Here is an 18,890-nt window from a genome sequence, read left to right on the forward strand (position 1 = left end):
ACGTTCAGCCACAATTCAGGCTGTCCGCATCCGGCCACCACGCGTCCTCCACAACTTTTGTCAGTGTCGCCCCGTACCGCGCGCTTCGTACGGTGACGGTTCCGACGACAGCCACCCGGGCCTCCCCACGGCCCGGGCGAAGAGCGGAGGCGACACGTGCGCGGAGCACGCACGATCACCACATCAACCGTGGGCGTCCTCGTGGGCGCCCTCACCCTCACCCTCGCGGCGGCCGTCCCCGCCGCCGCCGCCGACCCCACCGAACCCGTCGGCCCCCTCGCCGCGTTCCACGACCAGGAGGTCGTGTGGGCGCCGTGCGAGGAACCGGTCCTGGCCGGGCTGGAGTGCGCCGAGGTCGAGGCGCCCCTGGACTACGCGAACCCCGACGGCGCACGCGTCACCGTCGCGATCAGCCGCAAGGCCGCCACCGCCCCCGAACGGCGCCGCGGGATCCTGCTCACCAACCCGGGCGGCCCGGGCGGCACGGGCCGCGTCCTCCCGGTGACCCCCGATCCGGACCGCGGGATCGGCTTCGGCCTCGGCGGCGAGCGGATCACCGAGGTCTACGACGTCATCGGCATGGACCCGCGCGGCAGCGGCGCCTCCACTCCGAGGCTGGACTGCGGCGTCGACGACATCGGCCTGTCGAGCCCGCCCCGCCCGGACGACGGGGAGTTCGGCGACATCACCCGGTCGGCGATCAACGCGGAACGCGCCTGCGAACGGGCGGACGGCGACGTCCGACCGTTCATGACCACGGCCAACACCGCCCGGGACATGGACGTCATCCGAGCCGCCCTGGGTGAGGACACGCTCAACTACCTCGGCTACTCCTACGGGACCTACCTCGGCGCGGTCTACGGTGCCCTCTTCCCCGACCGGTTGGACCGCAGCGTCCTGGACTCCGCGGTGCGACCGGACGGCGCCTGGCGCGGAGTCTTCACCCAGATGGCCCCCGCCTTCACCCGCAACGTCGAGCGCTACACGCCCTGGGTCGCCGAGCGCGACGACGTGTACGGCCTGGGGTCGACCTCCGCCGAGGTCCTGGCCGCCTTCGAGGAGACCTCCCGCGACCTCGAGCGGACACCGCGCACCGACGTGCCCGGCTACCCCGACGGGTACGCGTTCACCAATGACAACTTCGACTTCCTCGTCGGCCACTACGCCCGGATGCAGGGCCGGTGGGACGTGGCCACGGGCGTGCTGGCCCACCTGGTCCACGGCGTCCCCTTCCCCCCGGCGGTCCTCGCCGAGGAGGAAACCGACTACCAGGCGGCCAACCCGAGCCTGACCGTCGCCGTGATCTGTGAGGCCGAGTGGCCCGACCGCCTTTCCCGTTACTACGCCGACATGCGGGAGATCCGCGAGGAGCACCCGTTCGGCGTCGGTGTGGGGTGGCACGCGCCGACGCCGTGTTCCTTCGCGTCGGACGATCCGGTCGAGCCGCTCGTGGAGCTGGAACGGGACGGGTACCCCGCCGGCCTGGTCGTCTCCGGGGAGTTCGACGCCCAGACCCCCTACGCGGGCGGCGTGGCCATGGCCGAGCGCCTGGGCCACGGTCTGATCAGCGTCACCGACGAGGGCGGGCACGGCTTCTACGGCATGCCCGGCATGTCCTGTGTGACCGACGCCGTCGACGCCTACCTGGTGGACGGTGCCGCCCCCGGGGACCTCACGTGCGCGGGCCTTCCGCGGCCGGCGACGGGCGATGACGGACCGCTGGAGGCGGCCGAGATCGCCGGACTGGTCTCCGAGGCGCGGGAGGCCTCGCGCGGCGGCCTCCCGGTCCCGGCACCGCTTCGGTAGGGAACCGCCCCGGGCACGACGCGGCCCGCACCGGAACCGAACCGGTGCGGGCCGTTCGCGCGGTCGGGGTCAGCGGCGCGCGCCCTCCAGTCCGCCGGACACCTGGTCGCCGTTCCGCTCGTGGACCAGGCAGAGGACCTCGCGGTCGTCGGCGTCGTTCCAACTGCCCTCGGTCGGGAAGAGCGAGGTGTAGTCCAGTTCGGACTCCGGTAGCGGGACACCGACGAACCGGTCGAACTCCTCCTCGCACATCTGGGAGGCCGCGTCGATGACCTCCTCCTGCCCGGGGTACTCGTCCCCGTCCAGGTCGCCCGCGTGGTAGATCTCGTAGAGGTGCGGTTCTCCGCAGCCGATGACGGGGACCGTGGAGACCCCCTCGCCCCCGTCCACGGCGTACTCCGCGATGCAGTCGCCCTCCTCCAGGTCGAAGACGTTGACGTCCTCGGGGCCGGGCGGGTCGGTGGGCGCCGGCGGGTCGGTGGGTTCCGGTGTCGGGGTGGGGCGCGGCTCCGGTTCCGTGGGGTCGACAGGACCGGGTTCGACGGTTCGGCCGCCGCTCAGGGCAGGTGGGAGAAGGGGAACGGGGCCGCACGCCGAGAGCGCCAGGGCGGCGCCGACGGCCAGGAGGCCCAGGGCGGTTCGGCCGAGTATCGGGCGGCGTGTATCGAACACCACGGTCACTCCACAGGATCGTCGTACTCGCACCGACGGGGGTCGGCTCCATCTGTCCAGACGCACGGAAGACGTGAATCGTTCGGATACGCCATGGAATCGATGGTTTTTGCGGCCACCGATCCCCACCGCCTCGGAGGGGTCCCCGACGACGAGGGGCGGGGACCGTGTGGCCCCCGCCCCGTCGTGACACGCCGCGACTAGCGGTTGGCGCCCTGAAGGGTGCCGGTGACCAGCTCGCCCTGGGTGTCCAGGTAGCAGACGACCTCACGGTCGTCGATCTGGTTCCAGCCGTCCTCGGTGGGGGTGAAGGCGTCGACGTAGATCGCCGACGTCGAGTAGTCCATGCCGACGAAGTCGGTGAAGACCTGACCGAAGCAGGTCTCGCCCACGTCGGCGCCGATCGCATCCTCACCCGGGTAGGGGCCCGCCGGCAGGTCGTAGGTGTGGAAGATCTCCGAGTCGTGCGGCTCGGAGCAGTCGAGGATCGGCACCTCGGAGATGTTCTCGCTCATGAAGGCCGTGTTCAGGTCGTCCCTGATGAAGCAGTCACCGACGGCGAGCTGGAACACGTCGGTGTCCGTGGGCCCCTCGGCGGTGCTCGTGTCCGTCGCGGCGTCCGTCTCCAGGTCGAGGTCGACCTCCGGCGCCTCAGGGACCTCGACGGACCCGCCGCCGAGAATGTTGGCGACGGGGGCACAGGCCGACAGCGCCAGGGCGGCACCGGTGGCCAGAGCCCCGAGGGCGACTCGACCAAGCATCGTGTGACGCTTTTCGGGCAGCATTGAAACTCCAGAAGTTCGTGGTTCACATCCCGACCGCTTTCGGGTCGGGATGGGCGCACCTAGAGCAGATGCGCCCAACGCGGGGAAGGTTTCGGCTCGTCCGGACTATTCCGGAAAGCACTCGGAAGGTGACACGCGGTACACGAGGGCCGCGGCGGAGCGGTCAACCGGAGGGACGGGCCGGATCCGGGCCCCGTGCCCATGGGACGCCCACGGCCCCTCCCCGAGGACAGGGGGCGAGAGGTGGTGTACCCCGGACGACTAGCGGTTGGCGCCCTGAAGGGTGCCGGTGACCAGCTCGTCGGTGATGACGTAGCAGACGATCTCGCGGTCGTCGGCGGCATCCCAGGACTGCTGGGTCGGGACCAGGTAACTGACGTAGATCTCGGACTCCATGTACTCGACGCCGACGAAGTCGGTGAAGGCCTGGCCCGTGCAGACCTCCTCGGCGTCCGTCTGGGCCGCGTCCTCGCCAGGGAAGCTGTCCCCCTGAAGGTCGTACAGGTGGTAGATCTCGGCGTCGTGCTCCTCGGCGCAGTCGACCAGCGGGACGTCGCTCACCTCGGAGTCGGTGCCCACGCCGAACATCTCATCCTCGACGAAGCAGTCGCCGACGGCGAGTTCCAGGGTGTTGCCTCCGGCGAGGGCGGAGATCAGCGCACCGCAACCGCTGAGGCCGAACGCGGCGCCGACGGCTGTCGCGGACACCAGGGCGGCGCGGACGGCGGGGGTGAGGGAAGGCATGAGGGTACTCCGGATGTACTCAGGGATGGTCCCGCGAAAGGGGGGCGGGATTCGTAAGAGTTCCCCACCGACCAGGGAGATGTCAATCCGACTTAAAGAAAACAACGAATAGCGAAAAAGCAACTACTCTTCGTGGTTATCGCAGGTCGTGATGGAGAAATTTCCACGCGGTGAAGGTATGGCAAAGATAAACCACACCCACGACAGAACCCGGCGGCACGGCCCGAGGGGCACGCAACGCCGTTCGCCGAGGCGGCGGCGCACCGGGAAACCGTTGAACCGTCGGCCCTTCCCGGGCCCGCTGGTGTTCTGGAGCGCCGTCGGAGAGGACCGGGCCGGGCGAACGGCGGCCGTGGGCGGAATCACATCCTGAACAGCACGAAGGCCCCGGTCGGTCGACCGGGGCCTTGCTGGTGCGTCGTCAGGGACTCGAACCCCGGACCCGCTGATTAAGAGTCAGCTGCTCTGCCAACTGAGCTAACGACGCTCGTCGTCCCGGGGGCCTCCCAGCCCTCCGCGGCAACGGATTCAACTCTACCGGATCTCCGAAGCGCCCCGGACCACCAGCGGTTTCATGTGGGGCACGCCACCCGGGCGAAGTGCGGAGAAAGCGAACGGCCCCGTCCGCGGGGTGAACCCTCACGGACGGGGCCGTCCTGGCGTGCGTCATCAGGGACTCGAACCCCGGACCCGCTGATTAAGAGTCAGCTGCTCTGCCAACTGAGCTAATGACGCTCGTCGCGCTCCAGGGCGTCCGGTGGCCGGGCTCCCTGGCGACAACGACAACCTTAGCAGGACCTCAGGGCGACCGCGAACCGGTGGAACGGCCGCCCGGGGCGCCCCCGGCCCTGCCCGGTACCGGGCGGGACGACGGACCCGGAAGCAGGGCGCCTAGGTCAGGGCGAGGAAGACGACGACGGCCACGGCGACGGCGAGGACCACGCCGACACCGGCCAGGACGAGCGGAACGACCGGACGGCGCGCGGGCTCGTCGGTCACGGGGTTCTCGTCGACGAAACGGCGGAAGTGCTGTGTGTTCCCCGCCGGGTCGACGTTGGGATCGTTGTTCTGTGTCATGTGATTGACACTAGCGACTCACATGCCCCGTGAGGACCCCCGGGAACGGATCAAACCGAGATCACAACCACCCCTTGGGTTTCTCACGCCTCACGGAGATGCACTTCTCCCGCACGCTCGACCGTGCTCATCAGGACGAAAGCGGAGCGTAAGGCCAGGGCCCGAGACTCGTGTGCGGTGGGCCGGGTCCGGCCGGTACTTCCCCGCGGCCGAGGCGGCCCTCCTCGGGCCCGGCGCGCAACACCGCGGCCATCCTGGCCGCGGGGGTCCCGCCGTGCGCCGGGTCCACCTCCTCCGCCACCCGTACGAGGTCGTCCACCGACCGGTCCGGCCGGATGTCCAGCCACGCGACCGCCATGCGCAGCGGCAACGGCAGACCTCCGGCGAGGCGGGCGAGCCGCGCCAGTCCCGCCCGGGAGCGACGGCCGGGGGCCACCAGGGACTCCAGGAGCTCGACCGCCTTCTCCTGTTCCAGACCCCCCACGGGCAGCACCCGCAACCCGTCCCGAACCAGCAGGTCGGTCAGCCAGTGCCTGCTGGCGACCACCGCCGCGCACCCCGTCCCCCCGGGCAGCAGCGGGCGCACCTGCCGTGCTGAGGCGGCGTTGTCCAGGACGAACAGCACGCGCCGACGGGCGGTGAGCGTCCGCGCCCGCGCCGCCACCTCGTCCGCGCCCAGGCCGGCCGGATCCTCAGCCCCCCCGGTCAGGGAACGCAGCAGACGGCGCAGCACCTCGACCGGATCACGCGGCCGCCCGTCCTCACCGCGCAGGTCGACGTAGAGCTGGCCGTCCGGGAAGTGCGCCGCGGCGCCGTGCGCCCAGCGCACGGCGAGGGCACTGCTCCCCGCTCCCGCCGGTCCGCGCACGAGCACGCTTCCGGGGGTCAGGCCGCAGGGGTCGACCAGGCGGTCGAGTTCGGCCAGCGCGCGGTCCCTTCCCACCAGGGGCGTGACCGCAGCAGGCAGTTCGGCGGGGACGATCCCGGGTTCGGAGGGATCGGCTCCCCTCCCCGGCCGGGCGGAGCCCTCCCGCCCCACCGCGTCCGACCCGTCCAGGGCGCGGGGGCGCGGGACGCGCGGCACCCGGTCGAGGTCGCCCCGCAGAATGCCGTGGAAGGTTTCCCGGAGCTCCCGGCCCGGATCCGCCCCGAGGCGCTCGGCGAGGACGGCACGGGTACGCGCGTACACGCGCAGCGCCTCGCTGGAGCGCCCCGCCCGGTAGAGGGCGACCATCTGGATGCGGGCCAGGGGTTCGCGCTCGGGGTGGTCGGCGACGACGGGGGCCGCCCGGCGCGCGGCCTCCTCGTGGTCACCGCGGTCCAGGGCGGCCCCGAACCCCGCCTCGGCGACGCGCAGCAGTTCCTCGTTCAGCGGCGCGACGTCGCGGGCGTGCAGGACGGGGCTGGCGACGTCGTACAGAACGGGGCCGCGCCACAACCCCAAGGCGTCGCCCAGCAGGTCGGCACGGGCCTCCCGGTCGTCGGCGGCGTCGGCACGGCGGACCAGGGAGCGGAAGGTGAGCAGGTCCGACTCGGCCTCGTCGAACTCGATCCGGTAACCGCCGTCACCACCCAGGATGAGCGGGCTGCCGCAGTGGGCGTCGAACAGGGCGCGGGCACGCGCCACGTGCACCTGGAGGGCACTGCGGTTGGCCTGGTCCGGGGGCACCCCCCACACGCGTTCGACGAGGTCCCCGACGGCCAGCGTGCGCCCCGCGCCGAGGAACAGGGCCGCCAGGAGTGCCCGGCGCTTGCCGCCGCGCAGCGGGAGCGCGGTCCCGTCGACCTCGACGCCGAGGCGGCCGAGAACCGTGACGCGCAGGCCCGCGGGCGGAGGTTCGGCCGGAGGCGGTTCCTCGGGTCGGGTGCCGACGGTCGTGGCGTACCGGCGTACCGCCGGGTCGCGTGGCGACACAGCACCATCCCCCCTGCCAGGCGGCGCCGACGTGAGCGGGTAGACCGTGGCACCCCGCCCCCAGAGTGCCCCCTGAACTGGGATTTCGCAATCTCCACCCCGACACTTGCCGCCGGGGGCGGGCCTTGTCATCCTTGATTCTCCCGCTTTTTCCCCCGCGCGCGTTGACTCTGCACCACGACCGAAAGAAACTTTCCTCCATGGCGCAAATCCCGAAGTCTTCCGGCGACCAGGCCGCCGGGAACGCCTCCGCCGTTCCCACCACGGTCCTGCGGATCCGATCGCTGATCCCGTCGCTCGCCCCGGCCGAGCGCCGGGTCGCGCAACGGATCATCGACGACCCCGAGCGGGCGGCGGCGTCGTCCATCACCCAACTGGCCAAGGACTGCGCCACCTCCGAGGCCACCGTGATCCGCTTCTGCCGGACCATCGACTTCAGCGGCTACCGCGAGCTGCGTCTGGCCCTGGCCACGGAGGCCGGGCAGGCGCGCGGCGCCCGTTCCGGGGCACCCGAGATGGCCAGCGACATCAACCCGGACGACACCCTGGTCACCGTGGTCCAGAAGATCGCCTACACCGACGCGCGCGCCGTCGAGGAGACCGGCGCCGCCCTCGACGTCGACGTGCTGCGGTCGGTCATCGACGCCATGGCCGCGGCCCGCCGGATCGACGTGTACGGGGTCGGCGCGAGCGCCTTCGTCGGCGCCGACCTCCAGCAGAAGCTGCACCGGATCGGGATGACGTCCTTCGCGTGGGCGGACGCGCACGTCATGCTGACCAGCGCGGCGCTGCTGGACGGGCGCGACGTGGCGATCGGCATCTCCCACAGCGGCACGACGATCGACACCGTGCAGGCCCTGGCCGAGGCCGGGCGGCGCGGAGCCCGGACGGTGGCCATCACCAACTTCCCCCGTTCCCCCGTCGGCTTCGCCGACCACGTGCTCACCACCGCGGCGCGCGAGACCACGTTCCGGTCGGGGGCGACCGCGAGCAGACTCGCCCAGCTCACGGTCGTGGACTGCCTCTTCGTGGGGCTGGCGCAGAGCCGCTACACGGAGAGCCGCACCGCCCTGGAGACGACCTACGAGGCCGTCCGGGGACTGCGCATCAACGACGACCGCCGACGCCGCAGGAGCGATGCGGCCCCCGACGCCACAGGCGCGGGCGACGAGTGATCCGACCCGCCCCCGCACCACGGTCACGGCGCGGGGGGCGACCACCGACGGAAGGGAACGGCTGCCGGTGCGGACCGAACAGGAGAGCGCTGTGTACAGCGGTACGGACGACGACCCCAGGGCGCACCACACCGTCCGCCCCCCGGAGGGCGGCGACACCGTGATCGTCCGGTCGCCCACCGAGGCCCGCAACTCGGGAACCCACGACATCGACCTGCTTCCGTCGCTGGACGTCCTGCGGCAGATCAACGCGGAGGACATGACGGTGCCGTCCGTGGTCGCCGCGGCCCTGCCGGAACTGGCGCGCGCCGTCGACCTGGGGGTGGCGGCGTTGGAGTCCGGCGCGGCCGTCCACTACTTCGGCGCCGGGACCTCGGGGCGGATCGCGGCCCAGGACGCCGCCGAACTGCCGCCCACCTACGGCGTTCCCGCCGAGTGGGTGATCGCCCACCACGCGGGGGGCGGCGGCGCGCTGGCGCACGCGGTGGAGGGGGTCGAGGACGACTGGGAGTCCGGGCGCATCGACGCGGCCGGTGTGACGCCCGGGTCCCTCGCGGTGGGCCTGACGGCGAGCGGACGCACCCCGTACGTGGGCGGCGCGCTGGAGGCGGCCCGGGAGCGCTCGGCGGCGACGGTGCTGATCAGCGCGAACCCGGATGCGCCGCTGGCCGTCCGTGTGGACGTGCACGTGGGGATGGACACCGGGGCCGAGGTGATCGCCGGGTCCACCCGGATGAAGGCGGGTACGGCGCAGAAGCTGGCGCTGAACGCGTTCTCGACCGCCGTCATGGTGCGGATGGGACGGACCTACTCGAACCTCATGGTCGGTGTCGACGCGACCAACAGCAAGCTGCGGGGACGCGTGGTGACCATCCTGTCGCAGGCGACCGGGCTGGACGAGCGGGTGTGCGCGGACGCGTTGACCTCCGCGGACGGCGACACCCGCGTGACGCTGGTGTCGCTGCTGGCGGACGTGGATCCGGCGCGGGCGGCGCGGGCGCTGTCGACGGGCGGGGGCCGTGTCCGCGCCGCCCTGGCCGAGCTGGGGGTACCCGACCAGGCCGTGTGACGCCATCGAGGTCCCGCCCTGCGAACAGTCACCCCAGGGGGTCACCGTTCGGGCGTCGGCGGGGTGCCGCACGACGCGGCGAGCCGCGAGCGAGGAACGAGCGACAGGCGACGCCGAGGAGGAAGCACACCGCCTCCCGGAGCGCCCGAGCCCGGTCCGAAGCGCAGCGCAGGACCAGGGCGGACACAGCCTAGCCCTCCAGGGCCGTGTCGAGGAGGCCGAGCGGGGGCGAGCCCAGGTCGAGCATGGCCCGGTGGAACCGGGCGGGGGAGAAGCCGTCGCCCCAGCGCTCCCGTGCCCTGTCCCGGAGCGCGAGGATCTCCAGCTTGCCCCAGGTGTAGCGACCGTAGGTGGGGTCGAAGGTGGCCCGGTTGGCCTCGGACAGGGCGGCGGGCCCCTGGAGCGGCGTGTCCGCGGAGAAGCGGGCGGCCGCCTCCTCCACGGTCATCCCTCCGGTGTGCACGCCGATGGCGACGGAGAGACGGGTCACCCGGATCAGGGCCTCCAGCCACACACCGGCCTCGTAGTGGGTCGCGGTCCACTCCGGGTCGCCGAGGCGCTCGGCCGCGTAGGCGCCGAAGCCCTCCTCCAGGCACATCTCCTCGGCGTAGTGCGCCCAGCCCTCCGCGAAGGTCATCGAGTGCAGGGCCCGGCGGACCTCGCTGGGCGCCCGGCGCAGCGCACGGCCGTGGGAGTAGTGGCCGGGCGCCACCTCGTGGACGCTGACGGCGGGGAGCGTGGTGTGGCTGAACATCTCCAGCCACTCCGCGGCCTCCTCCGGCGACCAGGAGGCGTCGGGCGGGGTGATGTAGTAGAAGGACGGGGTGTCCGCCTCCCACGGCCCCGACCAGGCCATCATCGCGGTGGCCCACCGCTGGGACGGCGGGGAGACGTCCACGCTGCACTCTCCGTCGCCGTACGGGGCCAGACCGCGCTCCGCGGTGAAGTCCAGGGCGAGCCGGGTCCAGCGCCGCGCGGCGTCGAGGACCCCCTCGGCGTCCGGGTGTCGGCGCGTCAGTTCCCTGCTGGCCTCCATCGGGTCGCGCCCGGGCGCCAGGCGCCCGGTGGCCTCGGCCAGCCGCTCGCGCAGGCGGTCGCGTTCGGCGTCGGCCCGGGCCGCCAGGTCGGCGAGGTCGACGGTGGCGGCCTCGGAGACACCCATCAGCCTGCTCAGGTTCTCCGCGCCCAGCGCGGCGCTCGCGGGCCCCGAGGCGGCGGCCTCCTCCACGTGGGCGACCAGGCGGGCGTGGGCGGCCAGGGCGGTCCGGCGGACCTCGTCCGGAACGCTGTCGGGCAGCCCCTCCGCCGCACCCCTGACCGCGCCCAGGAGCGACCTGGCGACGGGGGCGGAGAGGCGGTCCAGGGCCTCGATCGCGTGGTCCACGGTGCTGGGCCACTGCTCCAGGTGGGCCGTTCTGGCGCGGTCGCGCTCCTCCTCCGGGGCGTAGTCCCGGTCGTAGCAGGACACGTCGAGTTCACCGAGGTGGTGGATCGGGTTGGCACGGTGCAGTTCGAGTTCGCCCAACTCCACGCGGAGCCCGTCCTCGAACGCGGCCAGGTGGGCCTCGTCGTGGGGGTCGTCGAGACGGGCTCCGCCGAGTGTGGCCAGGCCCGCGCGGACGCCCTCGGGGGAGAGGTCGGCGACGACGCCGTCGTACTCGTGCATGCCCGCGCCCTCGCGCATGGCGCCGGGGGTGAGGTCGGACAGCGCCCGCAGTCGCGGGGAGAGTTCGTGTCGCGGTTTCTCAGACATCCGACGACCCTAAACCACCGCCGTGCGGGGCCCGTGGCCGGTTCGGTCCGCGCTCACGAAGGGCGGGAACGTGAACACGGAGCGAATCCGGAACCCGACCGCCCGCCTGATCGTCTTCCCGGGTGTGACGACCTCTGACTCCACACCTGCCGAGCCCGCCGACGACCGCGACGCCCACGGGGGACCCGTGGGCCGGGACGACCGCGACGGAGCCGACGCCGAGGAGCCCGGCGGACGCCCCTGGCGGCGGGTCCTCGGGGTGCTGGCCGTGGCCGCCGTGCTGGTGGGCTGCGCGCCGTTCGCGTGGTCGCTCGCGTCCACCGCGGACGACCGCCACTCCGCCGCGACCGTGCCCGACCGCCCGGTGGCCCTCGTGCTCGGCGCGGGGGTGCGTCCGGACGGGTACCCGACCCTGCTGCTCGCCCGCCGCCTGGACACCGCCGCCGACCTCTACTTCGACGGCCGTGTCCGGGCGATCCTGGTCAGCGGCGACAACAGCGTCGAGCACTACAACGAGCCCGACACCATGCGCGACTACCTGGTGGCCGCCGGGGTCCCCGGGGACCGCGTCGTCACCGACTACGCGGGCTTCTCCACCTGGGACTCCTGCGCCAGGGCCAGCGAGGTGTTCGGGGTGGAGGAGGCCACGGTCGTCACCCAGGACTTCCACCTGCCGCGCGCCCTGGGCCTGTGCCGGACGGCGGGGATCGACGCGGTGGGGGTGGCCGACTCCAGCCTGCGCGAGCGGACCACCGCCACCGTCTACGGCTGGGTCCGGGAGGTCCCCGCGACCGCGGCCGCGTTCCTCACGATGGTGTTCCGTCCCGATCCCGTGTTCCTGGGCGAGTACGAGTCCGGAGTGGACGATGCCTTGGCCGTCACCGCCCCCTGAGCGCGTGCCCCGCGGACACGTGCCCTGCTGCGCGACGGGCAGCATCCACGGAACCCGCCCTAACGCCCCCCGAAGAGGCGTCCCAGCAGCCCCCCGCGTTCGGGTGCCTGGTTCCGGAGCCCCGCCTCGGGGGTCTCGGCGGGCCGCGGCTCGGCGGGCTCGGGCTCCGCGCCGACGAGTTCGCGGAACTCGGCGGGGTCCTCCGGCAGCGCCCAGGCGCGCAGGGTGTCGGTGAACTCCGCGTCCTCCCAGGCGGAGGCCGGCAGTTCGGCGATCGCCCACAGGACCTTGAGCGTCTCCTCGTCGTAGTCGGCACTGGCGTGCTCCTCGACCGAGTACTCCCGGGACCGGGGGCCGAGCACCGTCTCCAGGCCGACGCCGGTGACCAGGGCGCGTGAGGCGGGCTCGCCCTTGACCAGCCCCGGCAGCATGTCCAGTCGCAGCCGGCGGGCGCGGTCACCGGCACGGCCGAGCGCCAGGAACCCGAGGACCTGCGGGGACCGCGTACCGCAGTGCGGCCAGGACTCGTTGAACAGTCCCTCGTAGCCGATGTGGGTGCCGCCGCCGCGACCGATCCGGCGCAGTCCCTCACGCGGGGTGTTCTCACCGTGGATGAGCACCATCGCCACCGAGGCGGCGAAGGCGTTGTAGAGGTTGCCTCCGGCCATCTCGTGGGCGAGCGCGATGGTGGTGTCGATGTCCTCGGGGCTGGCGAGCAGGCCGAGGGCGAAGAGTTCGGCGGCCAACGGCTCCCCGTTGTCGATGCCGTTCCGGAGCTCGCTGTACGAGGTGGGCGTCGGGAGCGCGCCGCGCAGGTCCTTGGCGAGCAGGAACTGGGAGGCCCCGGTGATCTCGGACGAGATGAACTCGGCGTCCTCGTGCAGGAAGGCGAGCACGTAGCTGACCCACTCCCCCGCCCGGTCCAGGCCGCCCCGGTTACCGCCGCCCCGCAGGAGGGTGACCAGGTCGGGGACGCGCGCGCGGATCGCCTCGTGGGTGTCCAGTTCGGCCCGGAGGATCGCGGCTCCGTCGGGCTCCTCCATGACGGCCAGCCGGTTGCGCATGCGCCGGTACTGCTGTTCGTCCGGCGCCTCCTCCATCCAGGTCCGGTACTGCTCGCGCACCTTCTCCGCGTCATTGGAGGTCAGCCAGGCGACCTCGTCCCGCCACTGCTGGAGGTCGCGGGGCTGCGGGAAGCGGTCCTCCGCGTGTGCGCTCACCAGCTCCAGGAGGAGGCTGAGCGGACGCCAGCGGTCGGTGATCGCGGTCTCCGGTGAGCAGGCGACGTCGACCAGGAAGTCGACGGCCCGGGGAGCGGCGCGGTGGCCGGGCGCGGGGAAGCGGATGATGTCGTGGAGCTCCGAGAGCGCCGTGTCGCTGCCCGCGAGGGCCGCCAGGAGTTCGGGGACGCGCTCGCCCCCCTCGGGGGCCAGGGCGGCCCAGTCCACCTCCCGAGCTCCGTCGTGTGAGCTGTTACCCGTGGTCGCGTTCATGGTGTTCGTGGGTGTGGACCGCCTGTCCTCGGCGGGGAGGCGGCACCCACCTCCTTCCTGCCCAGGAGCCTACAAACAACCAGTTGGAAGGTGGGAAACGCGGAGCGGCCGCCGCGCGGACCGGAAGGGCCGCGGCCGACGGACGACCGTCAGGGCTGCGCGTGTGCCGGGGCGGGGCGGCGGACGGCGTCGCGCAGGGCCTTGACCGCCGCACCGACCTCCCGCGCGTAGCCGACGACCGTGGATCGCCGGCGGGCTCCCAGGCTGGGGTCGCCGACGCCGACGGCGTCGATCCCCGCCGCGCGGGCGAGCGCGACGGTGCGGGGCAGGTGGAAGGCCTGGGTGACCATCGTGGCCGCCTCGACCCCGAACAGGTCGCGCACCCGCACACAGGTGTCCCAGGTCCGGTACCCGTAGCGGTCGGCGTCGATCCGGTCGGCCGGGACGCCGTGGGCGACCAGGTACCCGGTCATGGCGTCGGTCTCGCGGCGGGAGACCTCGCGGTTGTCACCGGAGACGACGATCCGCCCGACCCGGCCCTCCTCGAACAGGCGCACGGCGATGTCGAGCCTGCGAGCGAGCAGGGGCGAGGGGCCGTCGTTCCAGACGGCGGCGCCCAGGACGACGGCGACGGGCCGGTACGGCACGGTCTGCGGGCTCCTGCGCCGACCTGCGCTGGCCAGGTACGTCCACGCGAACGGCGCCAGTGCCAGGGCGGGCAGGCCGGCCCCGATCGCCACGATCCACACAGCCACCCCGGCCGCCTTCCTCTTCCGACGCGTGTGCGCACCCCATCATGGCGTACCGGCGGAGTGCCGGCACCGGAACCGTCGGGCGGTACGGGTCCGGGCACCGAAGGTCGCTTTGTCGTTCCTGTGGGCCATCATGGGTGCGCCCGGCAGGAACCGGGAACCGGTTCTCCAGGGTGGTTGAGGACCCTGCCGGGGTAGGACGGACCCCGGCAGGGTCCTGAACCACGCGTGGTCCGCGTGCTCCGTGCCGTACACGATCCCGCGTGGGGGCGTGCGCGGACAGGGGGTGTCCGGATCCGGCCACCCCGTCGGCCGGTGCGCCCCGCCGCTGGGCTCCTCCCCCGCCGTGCGCCCCGGACGCCGTCGGACCCGCGGACCGTCACAGCGGGTTCCCGTTTTCGGTCGTCCCTCGACCCCTGACCGGGAACACGTCATCCTCCCCACCCATCCCGCCCGGAACAGGACTCGATCCATCCGAGACCGAATTTCGGACAGCACAATAAGGCGGTTACGGACCCACAGAGCACACGAAGAACCGCAGGTCAGGACACCGGCCGCGGCAGCCCCGGAGAAAGCTTCTCGAACAGATCGAACTGGCTTCCGCAAAAACCACTGTGACCTGCACGAACATGACAGAGCACCGACACCGTGAACATGCCGAGAATCGCCTTCCGAGCGGCGTTTGCCGGAATTCGGCCGCGAGCATCATTCACGTAGAGCGACGGCGGTCCGGACGCCGGCGCCCACCCGACACCATCCGCTCCGACCACCCAGTACCGCCCGACACCACCTGGTCGAAGACCGGAGGAAACCACGACGTGTCCGCCCTTGCGATCGCCCCGACGTTCCTCAGCGACTTCTCCCGCCTCACGCCCGACGTCCAGCTCCTCGCGCTGACCGCGATGCGTGCCTACCAGGCAGGTGACCATCCGGCGCTGGAGTCCGTCGAGGGCGCCGCCGACCCGCGCGTCCGGGTCGTCAGCATCGCCCCCGACTGGTCCGGCGTCGTCCTGCCCAACCCCGAGGCCGAGGAGAGCGGCCCCTCCGACCAGCCGGAGGACGACACTCCCCAGTACCGCCTCATCGCCGTGCGCCCCCACGACGAGGCGCTCCGCCTCGCCCGCGGACTGCGCCCCGGCACCCCCACCGTCGCCGCTCCCGGGAGCGTCGACCCCACACCGGCGGGCCCGCCCGAACTGTCCGGGGCCCTGCGTGCGCCCTTCGACCAGTGGCAGATCACCCTGCACCCCGACCAGCACCAGCTCGCCGAGGCGCACTTCAACGGGTCCACCCAGGTCACCGGCGGCCCCGGGACCGGCAAGACGGTCCTTGCCCTGCACCGGGCCGCCCACCTGGCCCTGCGCGACGCCGCCGCACGCCCCGAGGACCCCCGCGAGTCGGTCCTGCTCACCACCTACAACCGGTCGCTCGCCCAGACCCTCTCCGAGCGCCTCGACCAGCTGCTGCCCGACCCCGGCACCCGCTCCCGCGTTCGGGTGGCCACCATCGACAGCCTCGCCCGGTCCGTGGTCCAGGCGCACTCCAGCGTGGCGCCCCGGCTCCTCAGCGGGGACGAGCTGGCCCAGCGCTGGCGCGCGGTGGCGGTCGCCGACGGGCTGCCCTTCTCCGGCCGCTTCCTCGTCGACGAGTGGGAGCAGGTCATCCTCGCCCAGAACCTGGAGCTGCTGCCGCAGTACATCCGCTGTGAGCGCAGCGGACGGGTCCAGCACCTGGCGCCCGAGCACCGCCGCCAGGTGTGGGAGACCGTCCGCCGCTACGTCGGGGCCATGCGGGTGGAGGGCCTGTGGTCCCACCCCCAGCTGGCGGCCGAGGCGGCGCGGCTGCTGGAACGGAGCGCACCGATGTTCCGGCACGCCGTGGTCGACGAGGCCCAGGACCTGCACCCCGCACAGTGGCGGATGCTCCGCGCCGCCGTACCCGAGGGCCCGGACGACCTGTTCATCGTCGCCGACCCGCACCAGCGGGTCTCCGACAACCGGGTCTCCCTGGCCTCCCTCGGCATCAACGTGCGCGGGCGCGGCCACCGGCTCCGGGTCAGCTACCGGGTGACACAGGAGATCCTCGACTGGAGCATGCCGATCCTGGGGCGCCGCGCCGCCCTCGGGATGGACGACGACGCCGACACCCTCGCGGGCTACCGTTCCCTCCTGCGCGGCCCGGCCCCGGTGGTGCGCGGGTGCGCCGACCGCGCCGAGGAGCTCAGCGCGCTCGGCGAGTGGGTCCGGGTGTGGTTGGAGGCGGGGGTCAACCCGAGCGAGATCGCCGTGGCCGGACGCAACCACTGGGTGGCGCGCGGCGTCGCCAAGGAGTTGGAGGCGCGCGACGTGCGCACCGCGCCGTTGGAGGGTCCCGACGGCGGGGAGGCGGTGCGGGTCGGCACGATGCACCGACTCAAGGGACAGGAGTTCCGCTGTGTGGCCCTGGTGGGGGTGAGCGACCACCTGCTGCCCCCGAAGGCGGCCATCGAGGCGGCCGACGGCGACCAGGTCGCTCTGGAGCACACCTTCCAGCGGGAGCGGACGCTGCTGTTCGTCGCCGCGACGCGGGCCCGGGACGCGCTGTACGTGTCGCACGTGGGCCGGCCCAGCCGCCTGATCTCCGACTCCTGGTGACGGGATGACAGGGTGACGGGGGCGCCGGGTGCGGCGCCCCCGTCGTGTCGGGTCCTCAGGTCCCGCCGTAGCGGCCGTCGAAGCCGGGGATGGTCATGAGGTCGGTACTGGCCATCGGGTTGGCGACGTCGACGTCGGTGACGATCATGTACGGGAGCAGCAGCGGGGGCGGGAAGTCCGGGGTGAAGGTGAGCGGGATACCCAGGATGCGCACGTGCATGCGGGTGACGTGCAGCTCCACAGCGCCGTCCATGATCAGGGTGGGCAGTCCGAGGCTCATCCGGGACCCGGCGTCCTCGAACCACAGCTCGGCGCCGCGCAGGTCCGCCCGGCTCATGGCGAGTCGGAGGTAGCGGCGGGGGCCGTCCGCGGTGGGGCACTCCACGACACCGTCGTACCTGGCCCCGCTCATCGTGAGGCGGTCCGCGTTCAGGCCGCCGGTACTGGTCGCACCGGAGAAGCAGTCGTAGGCCTGGTCGACCGCCACGGGCGGCAGGTCGCCCTCCTCCTCGGCCGCCTGGCAGGCGCGGACGGCCGACAGGAGTTCCTCCTCGGTCTCGGCCACGCCGGTCCCACCGGTCACCATCGGGCAGTCGGACGGGTCGGCGTCCTCCCCGCCCTCCGTGTCCTCGCCCTCCCCGTCCTCGGCCCCGGGGTCGGCCGGATCCTCGCCGTCGCCGGGTTCACGCGGTGTCCCGTCGGGATCGCCGTCGGTGGGTTCGGCCGTCGGGTCGGCCGAGGGGTCGTCGGAGGGGTCGTCGGAGGGGTCGCCTGTGGGAGAGGCCCCGTCGGAGGGAGGGTCGGAGGGTTGCTCCTCCCCGTCCCCCGGCGGGAAGAACCAGTCCCAGGGCCAGTCGGCGGGCGCCTGGGCGGCCGTGACGGTCAGGGCGAACGCGAGCGGCAGCGCGAGGACGGCCAGGGGCCGGGTCCCGTCCGGTGAGCCGACCCCGTCGGCACCGCTCTGCTCACCGCCCTCCTCCTCGCCGGTGTCCCCGGCGACCGTGCCGGCACCGCGGCGAGGCCGCGTGCGGCGGCGACCGCGTGGTCGCCGCCGCACGCGTGGGGCCCACGCGAAGACGAGCGAGGCGCCGACGATGCCGAGCAGCATCCCGATGACGAACCCACCGAAGTTGGACGTCACGAAGGACACGAGCGCCAGCAGGAGCCCGACCAGCCCGAAGAAGGTGTGCTGCGCCGGCTGGAGCCAGCCGAGCACCCCGATCGCGATCAGCAGGACACCGATGAGGGTGCCCGACACACCGGCGATACCGGCGTAGATGATCAGGTCGATCGGCAGGATCAGGCTCTGCGCGGCGGGTGCGACCAGGAGCTCCACACCCGCGGCGACGAGCAGCAGGCCGCCCCAGAAGGGCCGGGTACGCCGCCACGAGCGGAAGCGTCCCCGGAACGTGCCGAGCGCGTCGAGTGCGTGGGCCATGGGATCAGAAGCACTCGTGGTTGCCCGGGAGGACCGTCAGGTTGAGGCCGCTCAGCCGCAGGGAGCCGGAGGTGACGGCCCAGGTCGTCAGCTCCACGTCCGCCACCCGGATCTCGTCCGCCTGGAGGCCGAACCCGCCCGCCGGCCCCTGGCCGCCGTCGGCCTTGTCCAGCGTGCTGGCGTCGCGGCCGATCTCGATCTGGTCGAACTCGGCGTCGCCGCGCAGCTGTTCGAGGTCCAGCACCAGGTCGGTGCCCTCGACCGGGTCCGTCTCACCGGCGGTGATCACCAGGGTGGCCTCGCCGATGCCCAGGTCCCACAGGGAGGACATGCACAGGTTGTCCAGCGTGGCGGTGTTGACCGTGGACAGGCCGACGGCGCGGCCGGAGCCGTCGACGGACTCGGCGACGTCACCGTACTGGGCGAAGCCCTGTCCGTTGAGCTGGTCCGCGGACATCTTGAAGCTGTCACCGGAGACGGCGAACGAGGCCGCCAGGAGCCCCTGCGTCGTCATCCCGCCGAGGACGGCGGCGGCCGTCAGACCGGGCACGGCGATGAGGGCGAACCTCCGCCACCGCGTACCTCCGCCGCCTCCGTGCTGCTCAGGCGCGTCCTGAGACGCCTGGAGCGCCTCATCGGAAGGCTTGGGCATCTGCAACCTCCAGGTTTTCGCCGCCCGGAGGGAC

The 18,890-nt window shown here is 72.8% G+C and carries 15 protein-coding genes and 2 tRNA genes; 5 read left to right on the forward strand and 12 right to left on the reverse strand.

Going from position 1 to position 18,890, the window contains the following annotated elements; genetic code table 11:
* Window positions 1–156: 156 nt before the first annotated feature.
* Entirely contained in the window at window positions 157–1,806 is a 1,650-nt protein-coding gene (locus tag ACTVAJ_RS15105) for an alpha/beta fold hydrolase (RefSeq protein ID WP_470388784.1), read from the forward strand.
* Window positions 1,807–1,875: 69 nt separating this feature from the next.
* Here the strand turns inward: ACTVAJ_RS15105 and ACTVAJ_RS15110 are convergent, their stop codons facing one another.
* From ACTVAJ_RS15110 to ACTVAJ_RS15140, 7 genes are all read right to left on the reverse strand, one after another.
* Window positions 1,876–2,481 (reverse strand): septum formation family protein, encoded by a 606-nt coding sequence (locus ACTVAJ_RS15110; protein WP_470388785.1) that lies wholly within the window; start codon window positions 2,479–2,481, stop codon window positions 1,876–1,878.
* Window positions 2,482–2,678: 197 nt separating this feature from the next.
* The gene (locus ACTVAJ_RS15115; RefSeq protein ID WP_470388786.1) at window positions 2,679–3,239 is read right to left on the reverse strand and encodes a septum formation family protein; all 561 of its coding nucleotides are present in this window, start codon (window positions 3,237–3,239) and stop codon (window positions 2,679–2,681) included.
* 285 nt (window positions 3,240–3,524) lie between these two features.
* The gene (locus tag ACTVAJ_RS15120; RefSeq protein ID WP_470388787.1) at window positions 3,525–4,007 is read right to left on the reverse strand and encodes a septum formation family protein; all 483 of its coding nucleotides are present in this window, start codon (window positions 4,005–4,007) and stop codon (window positions 3,525–3,527) included.
* 411 nt (window positions 4,008–4,418) lie between these two features.
* Window positions 4,419–4,494, reverse strand: a tRNA-Lys gene (locus tag ACTVAJ_RS15125).
* 175 nt (window positions 4,495–4,669) lie between these two features.
* Window positions 4,670–4,742: transfer RNA gene (locus ACTVAJ_RS15130), tRNA-Lys, on the reverse strand.
* Between the two features lie 156 nt (window positions 4,743–4,898).
* A complete protein-coding gene (locus ACTVAJ_RS15135) occupies window positions 4,899–5,084 on the reverse strand; it encodes a hypothetical protein (RefSeq protein WP_470388788.1) in 186 nt (61 codons plus the stop codon).
* Window positions 5,085–5,214: 130 nt separating this feature from the next.
* A complete protein-coding gene (locus ACTVAJ_RS15140; RefSeq protein WP_470388789.1) occupies window positions 5,215–6,999 on the reverse strand; it encodes an AfsR/SARP family transcriptional regulator in 1,785 nt (594 codons plus the stop codon).
* A gap of 200 nt (window positions 7,000–7,199) precedes the next feature.
* Between ACTVAJ_RS15140 and ACTVAJ_RS15145 the strand changes: the two genes are divergently transcribed.
* Entirely contained in the window at window positions 7,200–8,174 is a 975-nt protein-coding gene (locus ACTVAJ_RS15145) for a MurR/RpiR family transcriptional regulator (protein ID WP_470388790.1), read from the forward strand.
* Between the two features lie 67 nt (window positions 8,175–8,241).
* The gene (locus ACTVAJ_RS15150) at window positions 8,242–9,243 is read left to right on the forward strand and encodes an N-acetylmuramic acid 6-phosphate etherase (protein WP_470388791.1); all 1,002 of its coding nucleotides are present in this window, start codon (window positions 8,242–8,244) and stop codon (window positions 9,241–9,243) included.
* Between the two features lie 190 nt (window positions 9,244–9,433).
* Here the strand turns inward: ACTVAJ_RS15150 and ACTVAJ_RS15155 are convergent, their stop codons facing one another.
* A complete protein-coding gene (locus ACTVAJ_RS15155; RefSeq protein WP_470388792.1) occupies window positions 9,434–10,996 on the reverse strand; it encodes a DUF885 family protein in 1,563 nt (520 codons plus the stop codon).
* A 70-nt stretch (window positions 10,997–11,066) separates the two neighbouring features.
* Here ACTVAJ_RS15155 and ACTVAJ_RS15160 point away from each other — a divergent pair, with 70 nt between their 5' ends.
* Window positions 11,067–11,888 (forward strand): SanA/YdcF family protein, encoded by an 822-nt coding sequence (locus tag ACTVAJ_RS15160; protein WP_470388793.1) that lies wholly within the window; start codon window positions 11,067–11,069, stop codon window positions 11,886–11,888.
* A gap of 59 nt (window positions 11,889–11,947) precedes the next feature.
* Here ACTVAJ_RS15160 and ACTVAJ_RS15165 read toward each other — a convergent pair whose 3' ends face one another.
* Entirely contained in the window at window positions 11,948–13,381 is a 1,434-nt protein-coding gene (locus ACTVAJ_RS15165; RefSeq protein ID WP_470388794.1) for a hypothetical protein, read from the reverse strand.
* Between the two features lie 149 nt (window positions 13,382–13,530).
* Entirely contained in the window at window positions 13,531–14,136 is a 606-nt protein-coding gene (locus ACTVAJ_RS15170; protein WP_470388795.1) for a SanA/YdcF family protein, read from the reverse strand.
* Window positions 14,137–14,951: 815 nt separating this feature from the next.
* Between ACTVAJ_RS15170 and ACTVAJ_RS15175 the strand changes: the two genes are divergently transcribed.
* Window positions 14,952–16,766, forward strand: coding sequence for a UvrD-helicase domain-containing protein (locus ACTVAJ_RS15175; RefSeq protein ID WP_470388796.1), 1,815 nt, complete (start codon window positions 14,952–14,954; stop codon window positions 16,764–16,766).
* A gap of 55 nt (window positions 16,767–16,821) precedes the next feature.
* On the opposite strand, the gene ACTVAJ_RS15180 is transcribed toward ACTVAJ_RS15175, so the two are convergent.
* Window positions 16,822–18,204, reverse strand: coding sequence for a DUF6114 domain-containing protein (locus ACTVAJ_RS15180; protein ID WP_470388797.1), 1,383 nt, complete (start codon window positions 18,202–18,204; stop codon window positions 16,822–16,824).
* 4 nt (window positions 18,205–18,208) lie between these two features.
* The gene (locus ACTVAJ_RS15185) at window positions 18,209–18,856 is read right to left on the reverse strand and encodes a DUF6230 family protein (protein WP_470388798.1); all 648 of its coding nucleotides are present in this window, start codon (window positions 18,854–18,856) and stop codon (window positions 18,209–18,211) included.
* Window positions 18,857–18,890 lie beyond the last annotated feature (34 nt).

The sequence above is a fragment of the Nocardiopsis sp. KDC1DS13DA1 genome (assembly GCF_055632325.1).

Bases quoted from the DNA above. Each gene is read 5' to 3' on its own strand.
- ACTVAJ_RS15115 (WP_470388786.1), bottom strand. From the start codon at position 3,239: ATGCTTGGTCGAGTCGCCCTCGGGGCTCTGGCCACCGGTGCCGCCCTG.
- ACTVAJ_RS15120 (WP_470388787.1), bottom strand. From the start codon at position 4,007: ATGCCTTCCCTCACCCCCGCCGTCCGCGCCGCCCTGGTGTCCGCGACA.
- ACTVAJ_RS15135 (WP_470388788.1), bottom strand. From the start codon at position 5,084: ATGACACAGAACAACGATCCCAACGTCGACCCGGCGGGGAACACACAG.
- ACTVAJ_RS15145 (WP_470388790.1), top strand. From the start codon at position 7,200: ATGGCGCAAATCCCGAAGTCTTCCGGCGACCAGGCCGCCGGGAACGCC.
- ACTVAJ_RS15155 (WP_470388792.1), bottom strand. From the start codon at position 10,996: ATGTCTGAGAAACCGCGACACGAACTCTCCCCGCGACTGCGGGCGCTG.
- ACTVAJ_RS15165 (WP_470388794.1), bottom strand. From the start codon at position 13,381: ATGAACGCGACCACGGGTAACAGCTCACACGACGGAGCTCGGGAGGTG.
- ACTVAJ_RS15180 (WP_470388797.1), bottom strand. From the start codon at position 18,204: ATGGCCCACGCACTCGACGCGCTCGGCACGTTCCGGGGACGCTTCCGC.
- ACTVAJ_RS15185 (WP_470388798.1), bottom strand. From the start codon at position 18,856: ATGCCCAAGCCTTCCGATGAGGCGCTCCAGGCGTCTCAGGACGCGCCT.